This is a genomic window from Streptomyces sp. NBRC 110035 (assembly GCF_000829695.1).
Lineage (GTDB): Bacteria > Actinomycetota > Actinomycetes > Streptomycetales > Streptomycetaceae > Streptomyces.
This window is the reverse complement of the sequence record NZ_BBNN01000082.1, coordinates 1-4779: the sequence shown is the minus strand read 5'-3', so window position 1 is coordinate 4779 and position 4779 is coordinate 1. Positions and strand designations below refer to the sequence as shown.

At 69.2% G+C, this 4779-nt stretch carries 4 protein-coding genes; 3 read left to right on the top strand and 1 reads right to left on the bottom strand.

Features of this window, described 5'->3' with window-relative positions; genetic code table 11:
- The coding region (locus TU30_RS32675; protein WP_042177244.1) for a hypothetical protein at positions 1–473 on the bottom strand (473 nt) is incomplete at its 3' end.
- 290 nt (positions 474–763) lie between these two features.
- Here TU30_RS32675 and TU30_RS32670 point away from each other — a divergent pair.
- The 3 genes from TU30_RS32670 (at position 764) to TU30_RS32660 (ending at position 4750) form a co-directional block, all read left to right on the top strand.
- On the top strand, positions 764–2314 hold the full coding sequence (locus tag TU30_RS32670; RefSeq protein ID WP_158719412.1) for a hypothetical protein: 1551 nt from the start codon (positions 764–766) through the stop codon (positions 2312–2314).
- A 149-nt stretch (positions 2315–2463) separates the two neighbouring features.
- Positions 2464–3717 (top strand): hypothetical protein, encoded by a 1254-nt coding sequence (locus tag TU30_RS32665; RefSeq protein WP_042177239.1) that lies wholly within the window; start codon positions 2464–2466, stop codon positions 3715–3717.
- Positions 3718–3958: 241 nt separating this feature from the next.
- Positions 3959–4750, top strand: a complete 792-nt coding sequence (locus TU30_RS32660; protein ID WP_078878783.1) for an IS5 family transposase — start codon at positions 3959–3961, stop codon at positions 4748–4750.
- Positions 4751–4779: the final 29 nt, after the last annotated feature.

The following is a 4779-nucleotide window of genomic DNA, read 5'->3' as shown; positions in this document are numbered from 1 at the left end:
CCCCGCGCGACCAGACGTTTCGCCTTCGACCGCAACGCCTCCACCTTCGCCGGCACCGCGTCCAGGCCGAACGCGGTGGCCATCTCCTGACAGGTCAGCGGCCCTTGACCGAGACGGGCCCGATCCTCGATCGCGACCAGGATGCGCTGGTAGTCCACTGACAGTGCCGTCCCGGCCAGGCCCTCGCGCCACATCGGAACCAGTGACCTCGCCTTCACCACCAAAGGCGCAGACGCCTCCACCTCCGCTCCCGTCACAACACCCTCTGGCACCTCGGTGACCACGCCGGCTGAGTCACTGCCCGGCGCGGACAGCACCGCACCGACACGCTCGCGGGCGATCGTCCACTCCGACCACTCCTGCTCGGCCACCGCGAGCTCGGCCTGGATGCGGTCCGCTTCCTCACGCAGCCCGTCCACACGACGACGAGCGGCAAGCTCGTGCTGTTCCAGCAGTCCGACAACCGACGGCATCCGCGACCTCCACGAGAGCGACGAAACGACACCCCATCACTCCCACACCGACGCCGCCCCTACCCCTGACCAGCGAAAACGCAGCCGTCAGACTCGGAAAGACAACAGCGTCTAAGACCAGCCTGCTGGAGTTTTTGGTCTGGCCGCTGCGCGGCGCCCCGCGCGATCTGCCACCAGGCGTCCAATCCTGGGTACGCACGCTGCGTCTGGACCTCGTGGTGGCTGGCAAACCCACTCGGATCGCTCTGGAGCAGATCCCTGGTCTGCTTCCCCCCGTCAGCGTCGACATCTTGACCGCCGATACCGTCCAGGCCTTGTTGGCGGCCGCGGACGACAACCCCTTGCGCCTGGTCGCCAAGGGCTCCGGGACCGACGATGTCGAGCGCGTGATCGGCTCCTTCTTCCTGGATGCCCTGCGGATGGAACGGACCAGCCTGTGGAGCGCCACCGGCGGCGCCGACGGAGAGGGAGCGCCCCAGGTTCACGGATGGCCCGCCTACTTCGGGGCGTGCTACCTCAACGCTGGCGGTGACGAACTACTCCTGGGTGACGTTAGTGCGCCCGGACTGCCCGCCAAGCTGCTGGAACTGTTCGTCGACATCCCCTACAGCAGTGCCCACGCCCAACTGTCCGTCGCGGTGAAGGGCCGGGCAAAGACCACGCGGCAGGCGCAACGCCGGGCGGAGGGAGACCTGCACGCGCGGTCGGCCGAGCGCGCCCAGTGGCAGGCCCAGCTGGACCTGCTGCAGCAGGAGATCCAGGAGCTGAGCGGTGCTCCCGAGGCCGACATCGCTCCGCTGCTGCAGCGGACAGACCAAGCGGCACAGGAGCTGCACCGACTCCGCATGAGCCTGAACGATGCCGCGCAGAGCCTGGCGGATACTACCGCCGCGCGGGTGGGCGCCGAACAGGCGCAGCTCGACGCTCAGGAGACCTGGCAGGCCCGCCGGGTGCTCGGACGTCTCAATCCCAGTTGTTGCCCGCGCTGCGAAGAGCCGGTCGGTGACGAGCGCCGAGCAGCAGAACGGGACCGGGCCACCTGCGCGGTGTGCACACGCCCGCTGCCCGAGATCGCCGAGGACATCGCCGAGGCCGTGCTTGAGCAGCTCACCACCGACATCGCCACCGCCCAGGAAGCCGAGGCCGCCGCAGCCGCCCACCACCTCGCCATACAGGCCGCCGCGGACGCCGCCGTCACCGCGCACCAGCAGGCCACCGAGGTCGTGAGCAGCGCCCTCGCCGCTTCCCCCGCCCATGTGCGGCTTCGCGAACTAGAGCTGATGGCTGCAGAGCTGAAGGGCCGGCTGGCCGCGACCGGCACCGCGCCCCCGGCCATACCGACCGTCTCCGCCATCCCAGACGTCCTCAGCGCGGTGCACCAGCTGGTGGAGGCGACGGTGAAGGCTTCCGCGGACTACCTCTTCCCGACGATGGACTCCGAGATCGTCAGCCTCTCCAGCCAGTTCGGCGTGCAGCACCTGAACTCCGTCACGCTCAAACGCAATGGAAACGTCAACCCCGTCAAAGAAGGCGTCAAGCACCCCTTCAAAAAGCTCAGCCGCGGCGACCGTCTGCGCATGCGCGTCGCCACCGTCATCGCCCTGCTGCGGGCCGGCGCCGCCCGGCACATCGACACCCACCCCGGGCTTCTGCTCATCGACTCCGTCGCCGCCGAAGAGATGACGGCCGACGCCGCCCGTAGGCTGATCGGCGAGCTGCAGACCCTGACGCGGGAACTGCCCGAACTCCAGGTCGTCTTCACCACTGCCCAACCGGAGCTGGTCGAAGGCCTGCTACCCGAGGACCACATCATCACCAGCGACAGCGAACACCTGTTCTAAGCTGCTCGCTTCCGGCGCGGCCCATCAGAGAGGAGAGGACAGTGGCTCCGAGCGTGGACCAGGCCCTCCAAGAGTGGGCCAGCCGGGCGAGCGATGAAGAACTAGACGCCGGACCCGGCCTAGAGGACCTCGGCGGAGCAGACGCCGTCGTGGCTGAGGTGGACACGATGGCCGCCGGGCCTCAACTGCCCTACCTCCTCACTGCGCTGGCCGACGGCATCGACACCATCCCGGCCGAGCAGGCTGCGCCCCTACTCGCGGCTGCGGCTCAGGGCCTGCGCCAACCTCACTCGGCCTGGGTCCTCGCCGACGCGCTCGACGTCGTGTGCACCCGACCTGGGCTGGCCGCCCGCCTGGGCAACCGAATCGTACGAGATCTGGCCACGCTCGCAGAGGACGCGCTCGCCGGCGACTGCGACGCCGCCCTCGCCCAGCCAGCGATCGCCGGCCTGCTGCGCCTGGCGGTAGCGGGAGGCTCCCCGCACCGGCTGCTCGCGCTGCTCACCGAGATCACCGGCACCGAACCTGCCGACGCCCTGGACCGTCTGCCGATCCTGATCGGCATCGCCCGCGACCACTTCGCCGACACCGACCGCCTCCTCGACGTCCTCAACGCCCTGGAGAATCAGCCCGACCTGAACCCGGCGACCCGAGCCGACGCGAGCTTCGAACTTGCCCTGGCTGACGAGCGAGCCGCTCTGCAGGCCGCCGACCGAACCACCGCCGGCGAACAACTGCAGCGAGCCCTGATGCGGTTCACCGAGCTCGACCGCACCCACGAGGCACGCCTGGACGCCCGCGCCCACGCCGCCGCCATCGAAGCCGTCCTCGCCTTCGCCGACCTTGAACAGAACCCGACGGGTGACAGCAGCGCCCGGCAACGGCTCACCGAGGCAGCCGACCAGCTGGACACCACGGCCGCTCACCTCGCCGCCTGGACCGGCCGCATGCACCAGCTCGACTGGCTCAGCGCCCGGAGTCTGACCCAAAGCGCCTGGGCGAAACTCGTCACCACCCTCAACGCAGCACAGGCACACCTGGACCAGCCCAGCTGGTACAACCCCGCCGATGCCCTGAACGACCTCCTGGAGATCTACCTCGCCAGCCGCAGCATCCACGCCCCCGCCAATGACTCCACGGGCCTCACGGCACTGATCAGCCCGGCCGTGGAAGCGCCGTTCGTGCGCAGCCAAGGCCTGCTGCACCAACTCGAGCAAGCCCTCGCCCATGACCCCCAGTTCACCGACCACCCCGACGCCCAGGCGCTGTACGACGCTGTGCGTCAGCGACGCCAACAGTTGAGCAGTCAAGCGCCGCAGCAGGAGGCGGTGCCGGGAAAAGTCCTGGAAGGCCGCCCCGCGCTTGCCGCGCTCTTTCAGGAGCTGTTGTCGTTCCGATCGTGAGGGGTGGGCGTCGAACGGGAGTCTCGTTCGGGTGACCGTGGCTGGCTGCGGGCATGAAGGCAGGGCCTCTTGGTAGCTCGGGGTTGCGAAGCCGACCGAGATCCAGGAGACCCTGTTGCCGCAGTTGTACGTGCTCGCGCCGGTGGAGTTCAACTCGGCTGCTCTGTCGTGTGATTGTGTCGCTCACCGGTTCGGGAACGCGGCCGATCACCCGGAGCGTGTTCGGAGGTATCCCTCGGACATGACGGACGCGGAGTGGTCTGTGGTCCGGCCGCTGCTGCCGGTGCCGGGCTGGATGCGAGGTCGGGGTGGGCAGCCGGAGGCGTACTGCCACCGGGCCATGCTGGACGCGGTGCGCTATCTGGTGGACAACGGGATCAAGTGGCGGGCGATGCCGGCCGACTTCCCGCCGTGGGACCGGGTCTATGCGTTCTTCCGCCGTTGGCGCGACCACGTGCTGGTCAGGGAGTTCCACGACCGGCTGCGCGGCCGGGTCCGCGAGGAGGCGGGGCGGGATGCGGAACCGACGGCCGGTGTGATCGACTCGCAGTCCGTCAAGGCGGACGCCGTCGTCGGCGCCGACAGCCGCGGTTTCGATGGTGGCAAGCTGGTCAACGGCCGTAAACGGCACGTGGTGGTTGACACCCTCGGCCTGCTGCTGGGCGTGATGGTCACCGCGGCGGACATCGGCGACCGAGCTGCCGCGAAGGTGCTGCTTGAGCGGGTGACCGACGCTCACCACCGGCTGGAACTCGTCTGGGCCGACGGCGGCTACACCGGCAGCCTCGTCAAGCACTGCCTGGCCGCGCTCGCGCTGGTCCTGGCGATCGTCAAACGCAGCGACGACATGCGCGGCTTCGTGGTGCTGCCCAAGCGGTGGATCGTCGAGCGGCTCTTCGCCCACCTGATGCGAAGCCGCCGCCTTGTCCGCGACTTCGAACGATCCACCAGCAGCGCCGAGGCGATGATCTACTGGTCGATGACCATGATCATGACCCGTCGCCTGGCCCGCTCACGCTCCGCGCGAGGGTGAACCGGCCCGGTGCCGGCTCGGCCAGCCAG